We start from the raw sequence: 17,131 nt of genomic DNA on the forward strand, positions 1-17,131 counted from the left end.
CGAAGAGCAAGCTAAGTTAGCCTAACCGAGTGTCCACCGAACCGGCAGCAGCTCATATATCTTCATCAAGTCGAATAGCTTCTTCGTTCAAGTTGCAAAGTTCGCTTGGGCGGGCACCAGTTTCTACCATCGCCAGTAGAATTGCTTTTGCTTCAGTGTTCAGACCATCCAACCGACCGTTAGTGCAGAAATGCGTCTGAATCCAGTTGTCGGAGAAAGCCGGTCGTTTGTTCTTTGTACCTTCTTTGAAGCTTAGTCCTCGAAACGGGTTCGGCTTGTCGGGTTGATCGTGAACATGGTCAAAGTACTCTCGGTAAAGCTTCCGCAATTCCCCAATCTGCCGATTTCCGGAAGAAGCGCTCCAGCGCTCGGCACTGGACGCATTCGGAGAAACTTTCTCAAGCCAATACCTATAGAAGGACACAGCGTCGGCCCTGGAAATTTCTTCAAGCGGCTTGTCGCCCACGACCTCCGCAAAATTTCGAATTGCCCTTTCCGGTATTACGCGCCACTTACGCAGCTGCTGTGGCGACTTCTTAGCCAGTTCAGCGCGGAAAATCTCGTCATTGTAAACCTTAAGCGCATCTGCGAAGCGTGCTGCAGGCGCTTCAACTGTCCCAAGCACCGCTTGTATCACTGGACTGGAGGTGGCTTGTGGCAAAACTCGTTCCATGCGACTGGCCAACTCCGCCCAAGATGCATTGCTAGCGATCTCGGCTGCAGGCCGATAGCCGTAGCCCAAGGCTGCTGCCAATCGTACAGCGTCATTGTATCGGGATGTTGTATCGTCCCCCGCCGTGCCAGCCATTAGAGCACCCCACCGCTCGTCGTCAGCGGCCTCTAACAGGTCCCTGGCTTTCCGCGCGATCGCTAAATCTCTTGTCCCGAGTGCTTGGCGAACAACAGGACCGCGATCGTCAAGGCCCAGTAGCGGCGCGGGAACCCTACGGTTGTAAGTCCAACTATAGCCCCTGCGCTTCAGATACCGATCAAGGTCTACACGACGCCCCAAAAGCCGATCCTCCACAACTAAGTGCACACTTTGTAGCACAGGTTGTAGCACGGGCAAGAGCGCGAAACCAACGCAAGCTTCCTTGACATCGGCAATTCGCTTGCGGATTCATATGGTTGGATAAACAGTAATCAGAGGGGGTGGAGCGGGTGAAGGGAATCGAACCCTCGTCACTTGCTTGGGAAGCAAAAGCTCTACCATTGAGCTACACCCGCATCGGGCGAATAGATGCTGGAAATCGGCGCAGGCGTCAAGACATAGTGACGGCGCGGCAGCGCAAGGTGGTCGCCTTTCCCGCATCGGCGCCCCAGGCGCCCGCAGAACGGGGATTATTTCGTCTGGCCCGTCGCCGGACGGCAGATTTTCTTGCTATAGCGGACGCGCCGCTGCGACCGGCCGCTGATCCCCCGATCAGTGTCGCGTAGCCAGCCCTGGAGAATGCCGTGCGCCGACTTATCCGCTTTCTGCTGCCCGCTTTGGCGCTCTTGGTCTCCCCCGCCTTGGCCCAACCTGCCGCGCTGCCAATCCTGACCATCGGCGTGCAGGAAAGCGGTACGGTGCAGTGGGAAATCGACACCATCAAGCGGCTCGGCCTCGACGCCGAGCATGGCTTTGAGCTGCAGGTTCGCCCGCTGGCCGATAGCCGCGCCGGCCAGATCGCGCTGCAGGCTGGTGCGGTGGACGTGATCCTCTCCGATTTCGTCTGGGTCTCGATCCAGCGCCATACCGGCAATCTGGTCGCCATGGTGCCCCATTCGCTCGCCGTGGGCGGGCTGATGCTGGCGCCCGACAGCGCCATTGCCCGTGTCGAAGGCCTCAAGGGCGCCACCATCGCCGTGGCCGGTGGCCCGGTCGACAAGAGCTGGGTCGTGCTGCAGGCCTATTACCACAAGCTGACCGGGGCGAACCTCGTCAATGACGTCACCGTCAATTATGGGGCGCCGCCGCTGGTCAACGAACTGCTGCTCGACGGTCGGGTCGCGGCCGGGCTCAATTTCTGGCATTTCAACGCCCGCGCCAAGGCTGCCGGCCTCACCGAACTGCTCTCGGTGGCCGACATGCTGACCGCCCTGGGCGTGCCCGAGCAGCCGCCGCTGCTGGGATGGACCTTTGCCGAGGCCACCGCCACCGGCAAGGCGCCGGCGCTGACGGCCTTTCTCGACGCCTCTTTTGCGGCCAAGGCGCTGCTATTGACCGACGACACCGCCTGGGAGTCGCTGCGCGACCTGATGGGTGCCGCCGATGACGATGCCCTCTTCATCCAGTTGCGCGACGACTACCGCGCCGGCATTGTCAGCCACTACCGGCCGGACCAGATCGAGGCTGCCCAGCACGCCTTTGCCCTCATGGCCGAATTCGGCGGCAGCGAACTGGTCGGCGAGACCCAGACCCTGGCCCCGGGCACGTTTTGGCAAGGCTACAGCAAATAGAACCGACAGCCTTCCCAGCATCGGGTCCAGGCGGGCAGGGGCGTCGCCCCGGCGCGGCGCTGAGCGTCCTGTCGCTGCCTTTGCTGCTGATCCTGTGGCAGGTCCTGGCGCTGCTCTTTGCCCATCGCCTGTTTCCCGGCCCGCTCGCGGTGGCCGCCGAAATGTGGGACGCCGCGAGCACCGGCCCCCTGCTGGTCGATCTCGGCCGCACCCTGCTGCGCGCCTCCACTGCCTTTGTCGCCGCCATGGTCCTGGGCACGGCGCTCGGCATTGCCTTTGGCCGCGTGCGCTGGGTTGATCAGCTGTTTTCCGGCTGGCTGCTGGTCGGGCTCAACCTGCCGGCCATTGTCGTCGCCATTGTGCTTTATATCTGGCTCGGCCTGACCGATCTGGCGCTGATCCTGGCGGTCACCATAAACAAGCTGCCGCTGGTGATCTCCATCACGCGCGAGGGCGCGCGCAGCTTTGCCCGCGACTACGACGAACTGGCCGCCGTATTCCGCCTCTCGGCCTGGCGGCGCCTGCGGCTGATCTTCGCGCCGCAACTGCTGCCCTTCGTGCTGGCCGCCGCCCGCACCGGCCTGTCGCTGATCTGGAAGATCGTTCTCGTGTTCGAGGTCCTGGGCAGCGATGGCGGCGTCGGCTACCGCATTGCGGTGCAGTTCCAGTTCTTCGACATCACCGGCATCCTGGCCTATACGGCGGCCTTCATTCTGGTCGTGCTGGCCTTCGAATATGGCCTGCTGCGACCGCTGGAACGGAGGGCTCTGCAATGGCGTCCGGTCCAGGCGTAAGTCTCGTTATCGCGGCCAAGCGCTTCCCCGGCGCCGCTCTGCCGTTGCTGGACAACCTGCAGCTGACCCTGGCGCCGTCCAGCGTGGTGGCTTTGGTGGGTCCCTCGGGCGTCGGCAAGTCCACCATCTTGCGCCTGCTCGCCGGCATCGATCGTGACTATGCCGGCACGATCACCATTGATGGCGTACCAGCTCATCTCGCGCCGCCGCCCGGCTTCGTGTTCCAGGATCCGCGCCTGCTGCCCTGGCTGAGCGCCGCGGACAATATCCGGGCCGTGGCGCCCGCCATCACCCCTGCCATGGCTGAAACGGCCTTGGCACAGGTCGGGCTGAACGGTGCCGGCGCGCTCTATCCGCATCAGCTTTCGGGCGGCATGCAGCGGCGCGTGGCGCTGGCGCGCGCCTTCGCGGTCAATGCCGGCCTGCTGCTGCTCGATGAGCCCTTCGTCTCGCTGGACCGCGCGCTGGTGGGCGAGATGCAGCAGGTATTCACCCAGCTCGTTGCACAAACCCGGCCCACGGTGCTGATCGTCACCCATCTGCCCGAAGACGCCGCCCGGCTGGCCGACCGTGCCGTGGTGCTGAACGGCCGGCCAGCGCGCATTGTCGCCGATATCGCCCTGTCGGTGCCGCCGGCGCAGCGCGACGCGACGATCCTGGCCGACTACCGGGCACAGCTGGAGGCAGCGAGCCCGGCCTATTCGATATAGGGTTTGAAGTGCTTGGAGAGCTTGAGGGTCTGCGCCTGATAGTTCGAGCCCAGCGCCGAGCCGTAGAGCCGGTCGGGCTTTTCCGCCAGCCGCTCATAGATCAGCCGGCCAATGGTCTGGCCATGGCCGAGCAGGAAAGGCACCTCGCGGCTGCGCACTTCGAGCACGGCGCGGCTGCCGGTGCCGCCGGCGGGGGAATGGCCGAAGCCGGGGTCGAAGAACCCGGCATAATGCACGCGGAACTCACCCACCAGCGGATCGAACGGCATCATTTCGGCCGCATGCGTGGGCGGTACATGCACCGCCTCGTCGCTGACCAGGATGTAGAATTCGTCGGGGTCGAGGATCAGTTCCTCGCGGCCGCGATTGTGCAGCGGCTCCCAGAAGTCGTGCACGTCGAGCGCCGCCTTCTTGTCGACATCGACCACCGCGGTGTGGCGCTTGGAGCGGAAGCCGACCAGGCCATTGCGACCCACGCCCTTGAGGTCGATGGAGAGCGCGACGCCTTCGCCGACCGGCACGTCATTGTCAAAGACCAGCGTGTCGCTGGCATGCAGCGCCTGATGCTCGGCCACGGTCAGGCGATTGTCGCCACAGCGGAAGCGCATCTGGCTCAGCCGCGAACCGGTGCGCACCAGGATGGGAAAGGTGCGCGGGCTGATTTCAAGATAGAGCGGGCCCGCATAGCCGGCGGGCATCTGGTCAAAGCCCCGGGCGCGGTCGCCGATGACGCGGGTGAAGACGTCCAGCCGCCCTGTCGAGCTCTTGGGATTGGCTGAGGCGCTGACCATGCCGGGCAGCTCGAGGCTTTCCTGCAATGGCACCAGATAGACGCAGCCGCGTTCCAGCACCGCGCCGCGCGTCAGGTCGATCTCGTGCAGCTTGAGCGCCTCGATGCGCTCGGCCACCGAATGGCTGGGGCCGGGCAGGAAGCTCGAGCGCACCCGAAAGGCGACATCGCCCAACCGCAGGTCGAGGCTCGCCGGCTGCACCTGATCGTCATCGAAGGGGCGATCGGCCCTGATGGCGCCCTGCTGGTGCAGCGCCTCGATCAGCCGCGCCGGAAACACGCCCTGCGGCCAGCTCTCTTGCTTGTCCATGCTTCTCGCGTTCCCGGTGCTTTGGCTGTCTCTAGCAACCCCTGCAATTGACGCCAACAACCAATTGGCCTTAGATCACATTCCAGTGGTGATTTGGCCGGTCGCTTGCAGCCACTTTAAACAAATTGCTAAAGACCGTTTGGGAACCGGCCGCCTGTCAGCGTGCCGGTTTTTTGTTTGAAAGCGTGACCCATGTCCAAAGCCAACAATCCCCTTCTCGATCCGGCCCGCCGGTCCCCGGAAACCCAGCTGGTCCATGGCGGCACGCACCGCACCGAATTCAACGAAACCAGCGAGGCGTTGTTTCTCAATTCCGGCTACAGCTATCCGAGCTCCGATCACGCCGAGCGCCTGTTCAAGGGCGAGATTCCCGGCGCGCATAACTATTCCCGCTTCGCCAACCCCACGGTCGACGTGCTGCAGACGCGCATGGCGCTGCTTGAGGGCGCCGAAGCGGCGCGCGGCTTTGCCACCGGCATGGCCGCCGTCACCGATGCCGTCATGAGCCAGGTCCGGGCCGGCGACCACATCGTCGCTTCGCGGGCGCTGTTTGGTGGCTGTCGCTTCGTCGTCGAGGACTTCATGCCCCGCTATGGCGTCAGCACGACGCTGGTCGATGGCCGCGACCCGACCAATTTTGCCGCTGCCATGCAGCCCAATACCAAGCTGGTCTTCATCGAGACCCCGACCAATCCCTCGCTTGAACTGGTCGATATCAAGGCCGTGGCCGATATCGCCCATGCCCATGGCGCCGTGCTGATCGTCGACAATGTCTTTGCCACCGCGCTCTACCAGAAGCCTTTGGCGCTGGGCGCCGACCTCGTCACTTATTCGGCCACCAAGCATATCGATGGCCAGGGCCGGGTGCTGGGCGGCATCGTGCTGGGCTCCAAGAAGCTGATCGAGGGCGATCTGCATACCTTCCTGCGCCAGACCGGCGCCTCGCTGAGCCCGTTCAATGCCTGGGTCCTGCTCAAGGGGCTCGAGACCATGTCGCTGCGCGTCCGGCAGATGACCGACAGCGCCGAGCAGATTGCCGAGGCGCTGGCCAGCCATCCCAAGCTGGACCGGGTGATCTATCCGCATCACCCCAGCCATCCGCAATATGAGCTGGCCAAGGCGCAGATGACGCGCGGCTCGTCATTGCTGGCGCTCGAGGTCAAGGGTGGCCAGGAGGCGGCCTTTGCGCTCTCCGACGCTTTGGCGGTGATCCTGATTTCCAACAATCTGGGCGATGCCAAGTCGCTGATCACCCATCCGCGCACCACCACCCATGCAAGGCTCACCGAAGAGGCCCGGCTGGAAGTCGGGGTGACTCCCGGCCTGCTGCGGCTCTCGGTGGGGCTCGAAGCGGGCGACGACCTGCTGGCCGACCTGCTCTATGGCCTCGATCAGCTTTAGGGGAGGTTGACGCGGTGCGGCTGGCAGGTCTGACAGGTGCAATGCTGCTGCTGGCGACGGCAGGGCCGGCTTTTGCCCAGGCCTTGCCCTATCACGCCGACCCCTCGGCGCGCGAAATCCTGCCCGGCGCCGTTGCCGTGCCGGCCATCCGCTTCCTGACCACCGCCGATTTCCCGCCCTTCAACTTCCGCGATTCTGGCGGTGAGCTGATCGGCTTCAATGTCGATCTGGCCAAGGCCATCTGCCAGGAAGTCAATGTCGCCTGTACCCTGCAGGCCTGGCCCTGGGCCCAGGCATCCGATGCCCTCTCGGACAATCAGGGCGATGCCCTGATCGCCGGGCTCGAAATGTCCGAGGCCAATGGCGCGCTGTTTGATTTTTCCGCCACCTATATGGCCCTGCCAGGGCGCTTCGTGACGCGGCAGGCCGATGTCGCCGCTTTCAATCCGGATGGGCTGGCAGGCAAGACCGTCGCCGTGCGGCGCGGCAGTGCCCATGAGGCCTTCATGCGCCGCTATCTGCCGGCGGCGCAACTGCAGACCGTCGACACTGAATTTGAGGGGCTCGCTGCCCTTCAGGCCCAGGACGTCGACGTGTTTTTCGGCGACGGCATGCGGGCCGCCTTCTGGATCAATGACAATCTGGACTGCTGCGGCTTTGCCGGCGGCGCCTATTTCCGGCCGGCCTTGTTTGGCGAGGGCCTGGCCATTGCCGTGCCCGCCGGCCATGACGCGGTGCGCCACGCCATCGACTGGGCGCTGGTGCGCCTCAAGGACAATGGCGTGCTCGACGAACTCTACCTGCGCTGGTTCCCGGTCGGGTTCTACTGATCGGGCATCCGCCGGTGCCGGGCCCGGGCTGCCACTTCAATGGCGGCGGTGGTCAGGCGGTCCAGATCGAGCCGGTCGCGCAGCATTTCGAGAAACCGCAGTTCTTCCTGCTCGAGATGCAGGTCCACCGAGGTCACATCCACCGCCAGCGCATAGGCCGTGTCCTGCAGCTTGACGGGCAGGGCGGCAATGGCGTCGTCGAGCACCTGGTCGAGCCCGCCTGGCCCGTTGAGTGTGTCGGCGCAGGCATTGGCCACCGCGCGCAGCCGGCTCGGGTCGAACGCGTCGAATACCGGCAGCCGGCTGATCAGTCCCTGGATGCGCACCAGCTCCTTTTCGGTCATCTGGCTGTCCGAGGAGGCGGCAACGATCATCAGGTGGATCAGGGCGTCATGGGCGCTATTGGGCATTGATCAATCCAGAGTGGGACATCGGCCTGCGATAGCTAGGCGCCTCGGACAGGCTTGGCAAGCAGCGCCGGCCTTGAAATCGTTGACGCCACAGCGCCGGGATGCAACACAACCCGGCACTTCCTCATCTCGAAAGGCTTGCCCTTTGTCGCCCGTTCCACTGCCCGTTCTCGACCCTGCGTTCTTTGACGCTGCCCAGACTGCCCGCGCCTGGCCGTTTGAGGAAGCCCGCAAGCTCGTGAAGCGCCTGGAAAAAACCGGCAAGGGCGAAGCCGTGTTCGAGACCGGCTATGGCCCTTCGGGCCTGCCCCATATCGGCACTTTCGGGGAAGTGGCGCGCACCACCATGGTGCGCACCGCCTTCCGCCTGCTGACCCGCGACGCAGTGCCGACGCGGCTGATCTGCTTTTCCGACGACATGGACGGGATGCGCAAGATTCCCGAAAACGTGCCGTCGCGCGAGGCCATGGAGCCGCATCTGCAAAAGCCGCTGAGCGCTGTGCCCGATCCCTGGACCAATGAATATGCCAGCTTCGGCGACCACAACAACGCCATGCTGCGCCGTTTCCTCGATACCTTCGGCTTCGACTACGAATTTGCCAGCGCCACCGAATACTACAAGTCCGGCAAGTTCGACACCGTGCTGCGCCTGGCCGCCGAGCGCTATGACGCCATCATGAAGGTGATGCTGCCCAGCCTGGGCGCCGAGCGTCAGGCCACCTACAGTCCCTTCCTGCCGATCTCGCCGATCTCGGGCCGCGTGCTCTACGTGCCGATGAAGGAAGTCAACGCCAAGGACGGCACCATCACCTTCGCCGATGAGGATGGGCGCGACACCACCGTGCCGGTCACCGGCGGCCATGTGAAGATGCAGTGGAAGCCCGATTTCGGCATGCGCTGGGCCGCTCTGGGCGTCGATTTCGAAATGTTCGGCAAGGATCACCAGACGAACGCGCCCATCTACGACAAGATCTGCGCCATTCTCGGCGGCAATCCACCCGAACACTATGTCTATGAGCTCTTCCTCGATTCCGAGGGCCAGAAGATTTCCAAGTCCAAGGGCAATGGCCTGACCATTGACCAATGGCTGACCTATGCCCCGGCTGAGAGCCTGGGACTCTACATGTTCCAGAAGCCGCGCGTCGCCAAGCGCCTGCATTTCGACGTCATCCCGCGCGCGGTGGACGAATATGCCGCCCATGTCGCGGCCTATGCCAAGCAGGATGTCGCCGCGCGCTTGGAAAACCCGGCCTTCCATGTCCATTACGGCAATGTGCCCGAGATCGACATGCCGGTCACCTTCGCGCTGCTGCTCAATCTGGCCACGGCCTCCAACCCGGAAACGCCCGAAGTCATGTGGGGCTATATCTCGGCCTATGCGCCGGGCGTGTCGCCGCAGACCCATCCGCATCTCGATGCGCTGGTCGGCTATGCCATGCGCTATTTCCGCAATTTCGTGGCCAAGACCTATCGTGCTCCTGACGATGTCGAGCGCAGCGCGCTCGAGGCCCTGTCGGCCGCCTTCGCCACGCTGCCGGCCCATGCCGACAACGAGGCGATCCAGAATGCGGCGCTCGACGTCGCGCGCCAGGTCGAGCGCTACCAGGATCACAGCAAGAAGAGCCCGGCGGGCGGCCCCGGCGTCTCGGGCGACTTCTTCCAGATGCTCTACCAGGTGTTGATCGGGCAGGAACGCGGCCCCCGCTTCGGCTCCTTCGTCGCGCTCTACGGCATCGACAATACCCGCCAGTTGATCGCCGACGCGCTGGCCGGCAAGATGCTGGCGGCCTAGGCGCCGGTAGGGCCGAAGCGCGCCAATAGCGCTTCGGCCTCTGCCGGCATGTCATGCTCGACACGCCGGTAGATCCGCCCGTTTGGCGTGCGCTGCAGCATATCGAGATCGCACAGCTCGCGGCGCAGCAGCGCATAGTCCTCGTAACCGTGCCAGTCACGCAGCATCGAACTGACCTCGGGTTCGCTCATCTGCACGTCCGCAGGCAGATAGGACCACACCACCCAGAGCACCAGCAACTGGTCGGCCCGCTTGGCGGGCCAGCGCAGCAGGCGCCCGGCGCCGTCAAAGCACCGCGCCACCTTGTCGATCCGCTTGGGGTCGATTGGTTCTGTCATGCGCGCAACGCCTTGCGGAAATAGACGACCCGCTGTGTCTCCGCAAATCCCAGGGCGGCGTGCATGCGGTGGCTATCGACATTGTCCAGGGCTGCATCGGAGGCGAATTCGCTGCATCCCCGGGCCCGCGCCCAATCCTCGACGGCAGCGACAAGCAGGCGGGCAGTGCCGCCGCGACGATGCTGGGGAAGCACATAGATGCCTTCAAGAAACGCCACTGGGCTCGTCTTGCAGCCATTGACGTAGTCGTGCCGAAGGGCAGCTTCCGCCAGACCCACCGCGGTGCCCTCGGCAGTTCGGGCGATGAAATTGGCCAAATCGCCCGGCTCGTCCAGCATCTGGACTATTTCTGCGGCGTGGCCGTGCAGCCCAAGATGTGGCCATAGGGCCTGCCTCAGCTTGGCCCAGTCGGCCAGATCAGTCGCTGTGGCTGCTGTCACATTCATTGGCTGGCCCAGATGATGCGGGCGATCCACTCGATCTCGCTCAGCTCGAAAATGCGCGGCTCATAGGCCGGGTTGAGCGAATGCAGCTCGATCTGCCTGCCGGTCTGCCGGGCCAGGATCTTGGCCATCACCTCGCCATCGCGCGTCCTGACCACGACCCGGTCGCCCCGCCGCACCTGTTCGGTGGGCGACACCACGATCCGGTCCCCTTCGCGATAGAGCGGCTCCATGGAATCCCCGTGCACCTCAAGCGCATAGATCCCGCTTTGCTCGGCGGCCGGCAGGGCGACCTCGTCCCAGCCCTGTCCGGCGGGAAAGCCGGCGCTGTCGAAAAAGCCGCCGCGCCCGGCCTGGGCCAGACCCAGCAGCGGGACCGTGCGGGCCGGGCCATTGCTGCCGAGCTGGATGAAGGCGCCGCTGCCCGCCAGGAAGGTGTCAAAGCCCTCGCCGGTCGCCTCCAGCACCTTGGAAATGCTCTCGGTCGATGGCCAGCGCTCGCGTCCATCCTTGCTGACGCGCTTGGACACGTTGAAGGCGGTGGCGTCGAGCCCGGCCAGTTTGGCCAGGGCCGAAACGGAATGGCCATGGCGCCGCGCCAGCGCATCAATGCCGTCCCAGATGGCTCGGTGTGACAACATGGTTTTGGTCCGGAACAGGAACTGTGTCTCAGTCGTGGAATTTAATCCTAAATATATTCCGCTCTCTTTGCCCTGTAAAGAGCCGCCTTGTGGTGCTTGCCGCCGCCGGCGCGCGCCTTTAGGTTCGCGCCCATGAGCAGCACCCAATTCGTCTACAAGATCGCCACCGAAGCCGCCTTCGCACCGGCGCGCGGCACCGCCACCTTTGCCGGCATGCCGATCGACGCAAAGGACGGCTATATCCATTTTTCCAGCGCCGGCCAGCTGGCCGAAACCCTGCGCCTGCATTTTGCCGGTCAGACCGGGCTGGTGCTGCTGGCCGTGCGCAGCGCCGATCTTGGCGAAGCCCTGGTCTGGGAGGCCTCGCGCAACGGGGCGCTGTTTCCCCATCTCTATGGCGGTCCGCTGCCCATCGCCGCCATCGCCTGGGAGGCCCCGCTCAGCGTCGCCGCCGATGGCTCCTGTGTCTTGCCCGAGGCCGTACGATGATCTTTTCTGCCCTCTCGCCCCTGCTGCGCCTGCCGGCATTGTCGGCTCTGTCCCAGCAGGCATTGCTCAAGATGGACGCCGAAACCGCCCATGGCGCCACCATTGCCGCCCTGCGCCTGGGCCTGGCGCCGGAGCAGGTCCAGGCCGATGGCGCCGAACTGCGCACCACTTTGTGTGGTCTCGATCTGACCAATCCGGTCGGCATGGCGGCCGGCTTCGACAAGAATGCCGAGGTGCCGCGCCCGCTGGCGCGCATGGGCTTTGGCATGGTTGAAATCGGTACGGTGACGCCGCGACCCCAGACCGGCAATCCCAAGCCACGGCTGTTTCGGCTGCCAGCGGCGCAGGGCGTCATCAACCGCATGGGCTTCAACAATGAGGGGCACGACGCCGCCTTTGCCCGGCTCAAGGGCCTGCGCGTCCCGGCGGCGCTCGGCGTCAATATCGGCGCCAACAAGGACAGCGAGGATTTCGTCGCCGACTATGTGGCGGGGGTCCGCAAATTTGCCGATCTGGCCGATTACCTGACCGCCAACATCTCCTCGCCCAATACGCCGGGCCTGCGTAATCTGCAGGCCGACGAAGCCCTGCGCCGTCTGCTTGGCGAACTGCTGGCCGCCCGCGCCAAAGCAAAGACGCGCGTCCCCGTCTTTCTCAAGATTGCGCCCGATCTCGACGAAGCCGCGCTCGACGTTATCGCCAAGGTAGTGCTGGCCACTGACCTGGACGGATTGATCGTCTCCAACACCACCATCACGCGTGACAGCGTCGCCGGGCAGGACAATGCCGAGGAAACCGGGGGGCTTTCGGGCAAGCCGCTGTTTGAGCTGTCGACCCGCAAGCTCGCCCAGATGCGCCAGCGCGTCGGCGACCTGCCCATCATCGGGGTTGGGGGCATTCATTCGCCGCAATCGGCCCTGGCCAAGTTCGAAGCCGGGGCTAATGCCGTCCAGCTCTATTCGGCCCTGGTCTATGGCGGGCTTGACCTGCTCGATACCATCAAGCGGGGCCTGGTCTCCGCCGTACGGGCCCAGGGCAAGACCAATATCGCCCAGCTGGTCGGCAGCAGGACGGCCGATTGGGCCGCCGGCAAGGCGAGCCTCTAGCTCTTGTCCGGCGCGGTGGAAAACAGCGCCTCGAACTGACCGTCTTCGATACGGGCGGCGGCAATCACCGCCTGGGTGCGGCTGTCGACATCGAGCTTCTGCAGGATGGCCGAGACATGGGCCTTCACCGTGGCTTCCGAGATCGTCAGCTCATAGGCGATCTGCTTGTTCATCAGCCCGTCGCTGAGCATCATCAGCACCCGCACCTGCTGCGGCGTCAATGTCGACAGGCGCCGCATCAGCGCTGTATGGCCGTCATCGCCGCTCAGCATGGTGCCCTCGGGCACGAAGACCTCGCCCGACAGCACCGTTTCGATGGCGCGGCGGATTTCGGTAGGGCCCACCGATTTGTGCAGATAGCCGGCCGCACCCAGCTCGAAGGCGCGGCGTACCACGGTGCTGTCCTCGACCGCCGAGATGATCATCACCGGAATGTCGGGATATTGCGCGCGCAGCAGCAGCAGGCCCGAAAAGCCGCGTACGCCCGGCATGTTGAGGTCCAGCAGCACGAGATCGCAGTCGCGATCGGCGTCGAGCGCGGCGCTGAGGCCGGCGAGATCTCCGGCCTCCTCGACCGTCACGGTGGCGTCACCCCCCGACAGCGTTTGCCGCAGCGCGGCCCGGAACAGCGGATGGTCATCGACGATGATGATGCGGCGGCGTGTCATGTTGGCGTCAGCCTCCCAGCGCGCAGACAATTCAGGTGCACCGTCACCCTATAGCCATAACCCCCGATGAAATCAGCCCTCTTGGGCAATCGTGTTGGCTTAATGGGCCGATGCTTAACCGGTTCTTTACCATGTTTTACCAAGAGTAAGGCTCATACCTTCGTGTTGAATCGCGAGGGCGCCGTCTTCTCATGACAGGTACCGTTTATGGCCCGCGCGCACTCATTCCAGGATAGTCCCGACCGGGTCGCAGACCCTCAGCCGGGCGAGTGGCAGGCATTGCGCGGTGAACTGGTGGCTCTCCTGGATCAGGTCGAGGGGCGTTACGCCCGCGTCGAGCGTGTCGAACGCGACGAGCCGGCGCTGGACGGCCTGTCCCAGCGCGTCCGCAACCTGCGCGATCAGGTCCTGGGCCCCGAGCCTGTCGATCGCCGCCGCGAGGCGCTGCGCACCGTCAAGCGCGCGGTCGACCGCTTCAGCTATCGCGATGAGGCCGAGCAGATCGAGGCCGAGCAGGATTCCCTGGCCAGTGCCATCGCCGAAATCCGCGGCCGGCAGATTTCGGGCACCGCGGCCGCTCTCGGTCACCGCGTCATCGACATGCCCGAATTCCGTGAGCTGAGCGGTCTGGTTGGCGGGCTCTCGGGGCGTCTTGAGACCCTTGAAGGCGAACTCAAATCCCAGCGCACCAGCAATGGTAGCGTGCATGAAGTGGCCAGCCAGGTCGAGCAACTGACCCATGTGGTTGAACTGCTGGCCGGCGCCGTCGGCGAGACCGGGCAGGTCAAGCGCCTCGAATCCCAGATTGCCGCCCTGGCCGCGCTGATCGAGAAGGGCCCCAAGGTTGGGCTCAACGCCATCAACAAGCGCCTGGATGATCTGTCCACCACCGTCGGCAAGCTGGCCGAACTGCAGGCCCAGCAGATGGAGCGCGAGATCGGCCGCGAGGACCGCCTTGCCGCTGCTCCCTCCTCCCCTGATGCCGCCGCGCTCGTCCCGGCCATGGCGGCCATCGAGGCCGGCGTGCGCAATGTCTATGATCGCATCGATTCCATCGAAAAGAACGTGACCTTGTCCTCGGGCGATTTCGAGCGGCTGACCGCTGAAATGGCCGCCTTCACCAAGGCCATGAAGGACCGCGAGACGGCCCCCGGCGCCCTGGTCAACAAGGTGGATGCGCTGGCCTCGCGCATCGGCGACTTCCAGGCCGCCAATGGCGATGTTGCCGGCCTCAAGCAGGACGTCATGGCGCTGCGCCAGGCTGTCATGGCCGGCATGGCGCCGCGCTTTGACCGCATCGAAAGCCAGCTCGAAGCGCTGTCGGGTCGCATGGGGCCGGCTGCCGATACCACCCAGGTCGAGGGCCAGCTCAAGCTGCTGATCAAGCGCATGGATGAAACCGGCGCCCAGCTCAACGGCCTGACCAAGCTCTATGCCGCGCCGCAGGACGCCGCCAGCATCGAGGCTGTCGCCACCCTGGTGGCCGAGCGCACCAGCGAAGCGGTGACCCGCAAGGCACCGGCGCCGGTTGCCATGTTCGGGCCCGACAGCCTCAAGAGCATCGAGGACCGCCTGTCCACGCTCATCAAGAGCGCCGGCAAGACCCCCGACTATGAAACGCTGGCTGACCTGGTGGCCGAAAAGACCTCCCAGGCCGTGGCCAGATCGGCCGCCCCGGCTGCGCCCGGCATGGGTCAGGACAGCATGCAGGCCCTCGAGCAGCGCATCACCGCCCTGTTCAACACCGCCGGCCAGGATACCGCCGAACGGCTGCTGCGCCTCGAAGCGGCGCTGAACCATCGCGCTGACGCCCGGCAGGGTGGCAGCGGCGCCGGTGCAGAGCCCGTGGCGGCGCGCCCGGCCGCCATCACCGACCGGCCTGCGCCGGATGGCGAAACCGCCAGAGGCAGCAATGGCGAACGGCTTGAGGCCATGCTGGCGGCCCTGGGCAGCCCGCTGGCCGAGAGCGATGCCATGCCCACCAATCCGGGCGACGATGCCCCGCTGATCGATCCGGGTTTCCGCGACACCAGCCCGGTGCGTTCCGCCCTGGCGGCCAAGATCAGCGCCACGCCACCCAGCGTTGCCGCCGCACCGCCCGCAGCAAGCAAACCGGCAGAGGCCAGCAAGCCCGTTGTCAGCAAAGCACCCACGTCGGCACCGGCCGGCCGCCCTGCCTTTGATCCGGCCAGCGTCGAGCGCCCGCCGCGCCCGCAGTCGAGCCTGGCCAACGCTCCTGCCGAGCCGTTCGGCGTGACGCCACCGGTGTCACACGCCGAAGCCCAGCTCAGCCAGAACAGCACCAGCACTTTCGTCGCCGCCGCACGCCGCGCCCAGCGCGCCCGCACCGAAGCGGCTGTTCCCGATGTCACGGGCAATTCGATCATCAGCCGCGCCCTGTCGCGCTTCATGCCGGACAAGGCACCGGCGACTGGCGCCGAGCCGCTGCCCCCTGTCGACAAGCCGGTCAAGGCCAAGCCGGGCAAAGCCCCGAGCGTCGAGGCGGCTGCCCCGTCCTTCGCCAGCCCTGACGAAGACACCGAACAGCAGCCCGGCTTTCTGATCCGCCATCGCCGGCCGCTGCTGCTGGCCGCCACCCTGGTCGCGGTGTCCATGCTGGCGCTCAATCTGGTCATGCAGCGCATGGCCGAGCAGCCGCAGCAGGCTGCCGCCGCGGCACCGGCGCCGGTGGCTCCACCCGTTAAAGAGCCGGCCGCCGCTGACGAGGTCTCCCTGGTTCGGCCCGAGCCGCGCGTCATCGACATGATCGACGACACGGCCACCGGCTCGATCAACCCCAATGTGTCCAGTTTCACCCGCTCGGCCATGCCCACGACGCCGATGCCGGCATCCTTGCTGGCCAGCACCGCGGCCCCTGGCACGGCATCGGCGCCTGCCCTTGTGCCGGCAACAGAGCAACTGGTGACCGGCAGCATTGCCAGCCAGCCCGCAAGCACGGCGACCTTTGCCTTGCCGGCCGAAGAGATCGGACCGCTCGAACTGCGCCAGGCTGCGGCCAATGGCAATGCCAAGGCGCAGTTCGAAGTCGCCGCCATCTTCGGCGAGGGGCGCGCCGTCGCGCAGAACTATCCCGAAGCGGCCATCTGGTACGAGCGCTCGGCCGCGCAGGGCTTCGTGCCTGCCCAGTATCGCCTGGGCAATCTCTACGAGACCGGCACCGGCGTCGACAAGGACCTCGCCATTGCCAAGCTGTGGTACCAGCGCGCGGCCGAGGCGGCCAACCGCATGGCCATGCACAATCTGGCGGCGCTCTATGCCGGCGGCCAACTGGGCGAGCAGGCCTTCGAGACTGCCGCCGAATGGTTCGAGCAGGCCGCGTCGCGCGGCATGACCGACAGCCAGTTCAACCTGGGCATGCTCTATGCGCGGGGCCTGGGTGTGCCGCAGGACTTCGAGCAGTCCTACAAGTGGTTTGCCCTGGCGGCTCGTGGCGGCGACGCCGATGCGACCAAGGCCAGCGAGGACATTGCCAAGTCCCTCAGCGCCGACGCGGTCAGCCGCATCAACGCCGAAGTGGCGGTCTGGAAAATGACCCCGATCGACCTGGCCGCCAACTTTGCTCCCATCGGCACCTGGTCAGACACGTTCGTCGCCGGCGAGCCGATCACCTCGCGCGAGGTGATTGCCAAGGTACAACTGGCGCTCGGCAAGCTCGGCTTTGATGTCGGTACCCCCGATGGCGTGGTCGGACCCAAGACGACCGAAGCGATCCGCACCTTCGAGCGGGGCACCGGCATGAGCGAAACTGGCACCATCAACCCGCGCCTGCTGGCCGTGCTTGGCAGTCAGCCGGTCTGACATAAAGCCCCGTTGTGACACCGCGCATGCCATGCGCGGTGGGGACGAGGGATTTGATGTTCCCGCCGGCAAAAGGTGGGAACTTTTGACTTATTGTTGACGGACAACCCTGTAGGGTAGTGCCGCTGTAGTCATTTCGAACGGAACC

General features: G+C 65.2%; 16 protein-coding genes, 1 tRNA gene, 1 pseudogene and 1 riboswitch. Of the genes and pseudogenes, 9 read left to right on the forward strand and 9 right to left on the reverse strand.

Annotated elements, in window-relative coordinates:
* Nucleotides 1–52: 52 nt before the first annotated feature.
* The 3 genes and pseudogenes from AC4NN3_RS00005 to AC4NN3_RS00015 all read right to left on the reverse strand — a co-directional run bounded on the left by AC4NN3_RS00005 (nt 53) and on the right by AC4NN3_RS00015 (nt 1,227).
* Nucleotides 53–754: a site-specific integrase gene (locus tag AC4NN3_RS00005; RefSeq protein WP_491925197.1), complete on the reverse strand. Its 702-nt coding sequence runs from the start codon at nt 752–754 to the stop codon at nt 53–55.
* Nucleotides 755–820: 66 nt separating this feature from the next.
* Nucleotides 821–1,063 (reverse strand): annotated as a pseudogene (locus AC4NN3_RS00010) (DUF6538 domain-containing protein); the annotation flags it as partial.
* A 90-nt stretch (nt 1,064–1,153) separates the two neighbouring features.
* Nucleotides 1,154–1,227 (reverse strand) — tRNA-Gly (locus tag AC4NN3_RS00015).
* Nucleotides 1,228–1,455: 228 nt separating this feature from the next.
* Between AC4NN3_RS00015 and AC4NN3_RS00020 the strand changes: the two genes are divergently transcribed.
* The 3 genes from AC4NN3_RS00020 to AC4NN3_RS00030 all read left to right on the forward strand — a co-directional run bounded on the left by AC4NN3_RS00020 (nt 1,456) and on the right by AC4NN3_RS00030 (nt 3,946).
* Nucleotides 1,456–2,442, forward strand: a complete 987-nt coding sequence (locus tag AC4NN3_RS00020) for an ABC transporter substrate-binding protein (protein ID WP_491925095.1) — start codon at nt 1,456–1,458, stop codon at nt 2,440–2,442.
* 80 nt (nt 2,443–2,522) lie between these two features.
* Entirely contained in the window at nt 2,523–3,236 is a 714-nt protein-coding gene (locus tag AC4NN3_RS00025) for an ABC transporter permease (protein WP_491925096.1), read from the forward strand.
* Nucleotides 3,215–3,946 (forward strand): ABC transporter ATP-binding protein, encoded by a 732-nt coding sequence (locus AC4NN3_RS00030; protein WP_491925097.1) that lies wholly within the window; start codon nt 3,215–3,217, stop codon nt 3,944–3,946. Before AC4NN3_RS00025 ends, AC4NN3_RS00030 begins: the two co-directional genes overlap by 22 nt.
* On the opposite strand, the gene AC4NN3_RS00035 is transcribed toward AC4NN3_RS00030, so the two are convergent.
* Nucleotides 3,934–5,046, reverse strand: coding sequence for a 2'-deoxycytidine 5'-triphosphate deaminase (locus tag AC4NN3_RS00035; RefSeq protein ID WP_491925098.1), 1,113 nt, complete (start codon nt 5,044–5,046; stop codon nt 3,934–3,936). The two genes, AC4NN3_RS00030 and AC4NN3_RS00035, sit on opposite strands and share 13 nt — an antisense overlap.
* A 75-nt stretch (nt 5,047–5,121) precedes the next feature.
* A riboswitch (SAM riboswitch) is annotated at nt 5,122–5,197 on the forward strand.
* A gap of 41 nt (nt 5,198–5,238) precedes the next feature.
* On the opposite strand from AC4NN3_RS00035, the gene metZ reads away from it, so the two are divergent.
* Both metZ and AC4NN3_RS00045 read left to right on the forward strand, forming a co-directional pair.
* Nucleotides 5,239–6,447 (forward strand): O-succinylhomoserine sulfhydrylase, encoded by a 1,209-nt coding sequence (metZ, locus tag AC4NN3_RS00040; RefSeq protein WP_491925099.1) that lies wholly within the window; start codon nt 5,239–5,241, stop codon nt 6,445–6,447.
* Nucleotides 6,448–6,488: 41 nt separating this feature from the next.
* On the forward strand, nt 6,489–7,277 hold the full coding sequence (locus tag AC4NN3_RS00045) for a transporter substrate-binding domain-containing protein (protein WP_491925100.1): 789 nt from the start codon (nt 6,489–6,491) through the stop codon (nt 7,275–7,277).
* On the opposite strand, the gene AC4NN3_RS00050 is transcribed toward AC4NN3_RS00045, so the two are convergent.
* Entirely contained in the window at nt 7,271–7,687 is a 417-nt protein-coding gene (locus tag AC4NN3_RS00050; protein ID WP_491925101.1) for a tellurite resistance TerB family protein, read from the reverse strand. The genes AC4NN3_RS00045 and AC4NN3_RS00050 overlap by 7 nt on opposite strands.
* Before the next feature lie 145 nt (nt 7,688–7,832).
* Between AC4NN3_RS00050 and AC4NN3_RS00055 the strand changes: the two genes are divergently transcribed.
* Nucleotides 7,833–9,479, forward strand: a complete 1,647-nt coding sequence (locus AC4NN3_RS00055; RefSeq protein ID WP_491925102.1) for a lysine--tRNA ligase — start codon at nt 7,833–7,835, stop codon at nt 9,477–9,479.
* Here AC4NN3_RS00055 and AC4NN3_RS00060 read toward each other — a convergent pair.
* The 3 genes from AC4NN3_RS00060 to AC4NN3_RS00070 are packed head-to-tail and all read right to left on the reverse strand — an operon-like array spanning nt 9,476 to nt 10,901.
* Nucleotides 9,476–9,817, reverse strand: coding sequence for a DUF2087 domain-containing protein (locus AC4NN3_RS00060; RefSeq protein ID WP_491925103.1), 342 nt, complete (start codon nt 9,815–9,817; stop codon nt 9,476–9,478). The genes AC4NN3_RS00055 and AC4NN3_RS00060 overlap by 4 nt on opposite strands.
* Nucleotides 9,814–10,263 (reverse strand): aminoglycoside 6'-N-acetyltransferase, encoded by a 450-nt coding sequence (gene aac(6') / locus AC4NN3_RS00065; protein WP_491925195.1) that lies wholly within the window; start codon nt 10,261–10,263, stop codon nt 9,814–9,816. The genes AC4NN3_RS00060 and aac(6') overlap by 4 nt, the downstream gene beginning before the upstream one ends.
* Entirely contained in the window at nt 10,260–10,901 is a 642-nt protein-coding gene (locus AC4NN3_RS00070; RefSeq protein ID WP_491925104.1) for a S24 family peptidase, read from the reverse strand. Before AC4NN3_RS00070 ends, aac(6') begins: the two co-directional genes overlap by 4 nt.
* Nucleotides 10,902–11,033: 132 nt before the next feature.
* Here AC4NN3_RS00070 and AC4NN3_RS00075 point away from each other — a divergent pair, with 132 nt between their 5' ends.
* Both AC4NN3_RS00075 and AC4NN3_RS00080 read left to right on the forward strand, forming a co-directional pair.
* Nucleotides 11,034–11,390, forward strand: a complete 357-nt coding sequence (locus AC4NN3_RS00075; RefSeq protein WP_491925105.1) for a DUF952 domain-containing protein — start codon at nt 11,034–11,036, stop codon at nt 11,388–11,390.
* Nucleotides 11,387–12,496, forward strand: a complete 1,110-nt coding sequence (locus tag AC4NN3_RS00080; RefSeq protein WP_491925106.1) for a quinone-dependent dihydroorotate dehydrogenase — start codon at nt 11,387–11,389, stop codon at nt 12,494–12,496. The genes AC4NN3_RS00075 and AC4NN3_RS00080 overlap by 4 nt, the downstream gene beginning before the upstream one ends.
* On the opposite strand, the gene AC4NN3_RS00085 is transcribed toward AC4NN3_RS00080, so the two are convergent.
* Nucleotides 12,493–13,164 carry a response regulator gene (locus tag AC4NN3_RS00085; RefSeq protein WP_491925107.1) on the reverse strand — a complete coding sequence of 224 codons (672 nt, stop codon included), beginning with the start codon at nt 13,162–13,164 and terminating at the stop codon, nt 12,493–12,495. The genes AC4NN3_RS00080 and AC4NN3_RS00085 overlap by 4 nt on opposite strands.
* Before the next feature lie 294 nt (nt 13,165–13,458).
* Between AC4NN3_RS00085 and AC4NN3_RS00090 the strand changes: the two genes are divergently transcribed.
* The gene (locus AC4NN3_RS00090; protein ID WP_491925108.1) at nt 13,459–16,983 is read left to right on the forward strand and encodes a peptidoglycan-binding protein; all 3,525 of its coding nucleotides are present in this window, start codon (nt 13,459–13,461) and stop codon (nt 16,981–16,983) included.
* Nucleotides 16,984–17,131 lie beyond the last annotated feature (148 nt).

This window comes from Devosia sp. MDV22-iso42, assembly GCF_058629155.1.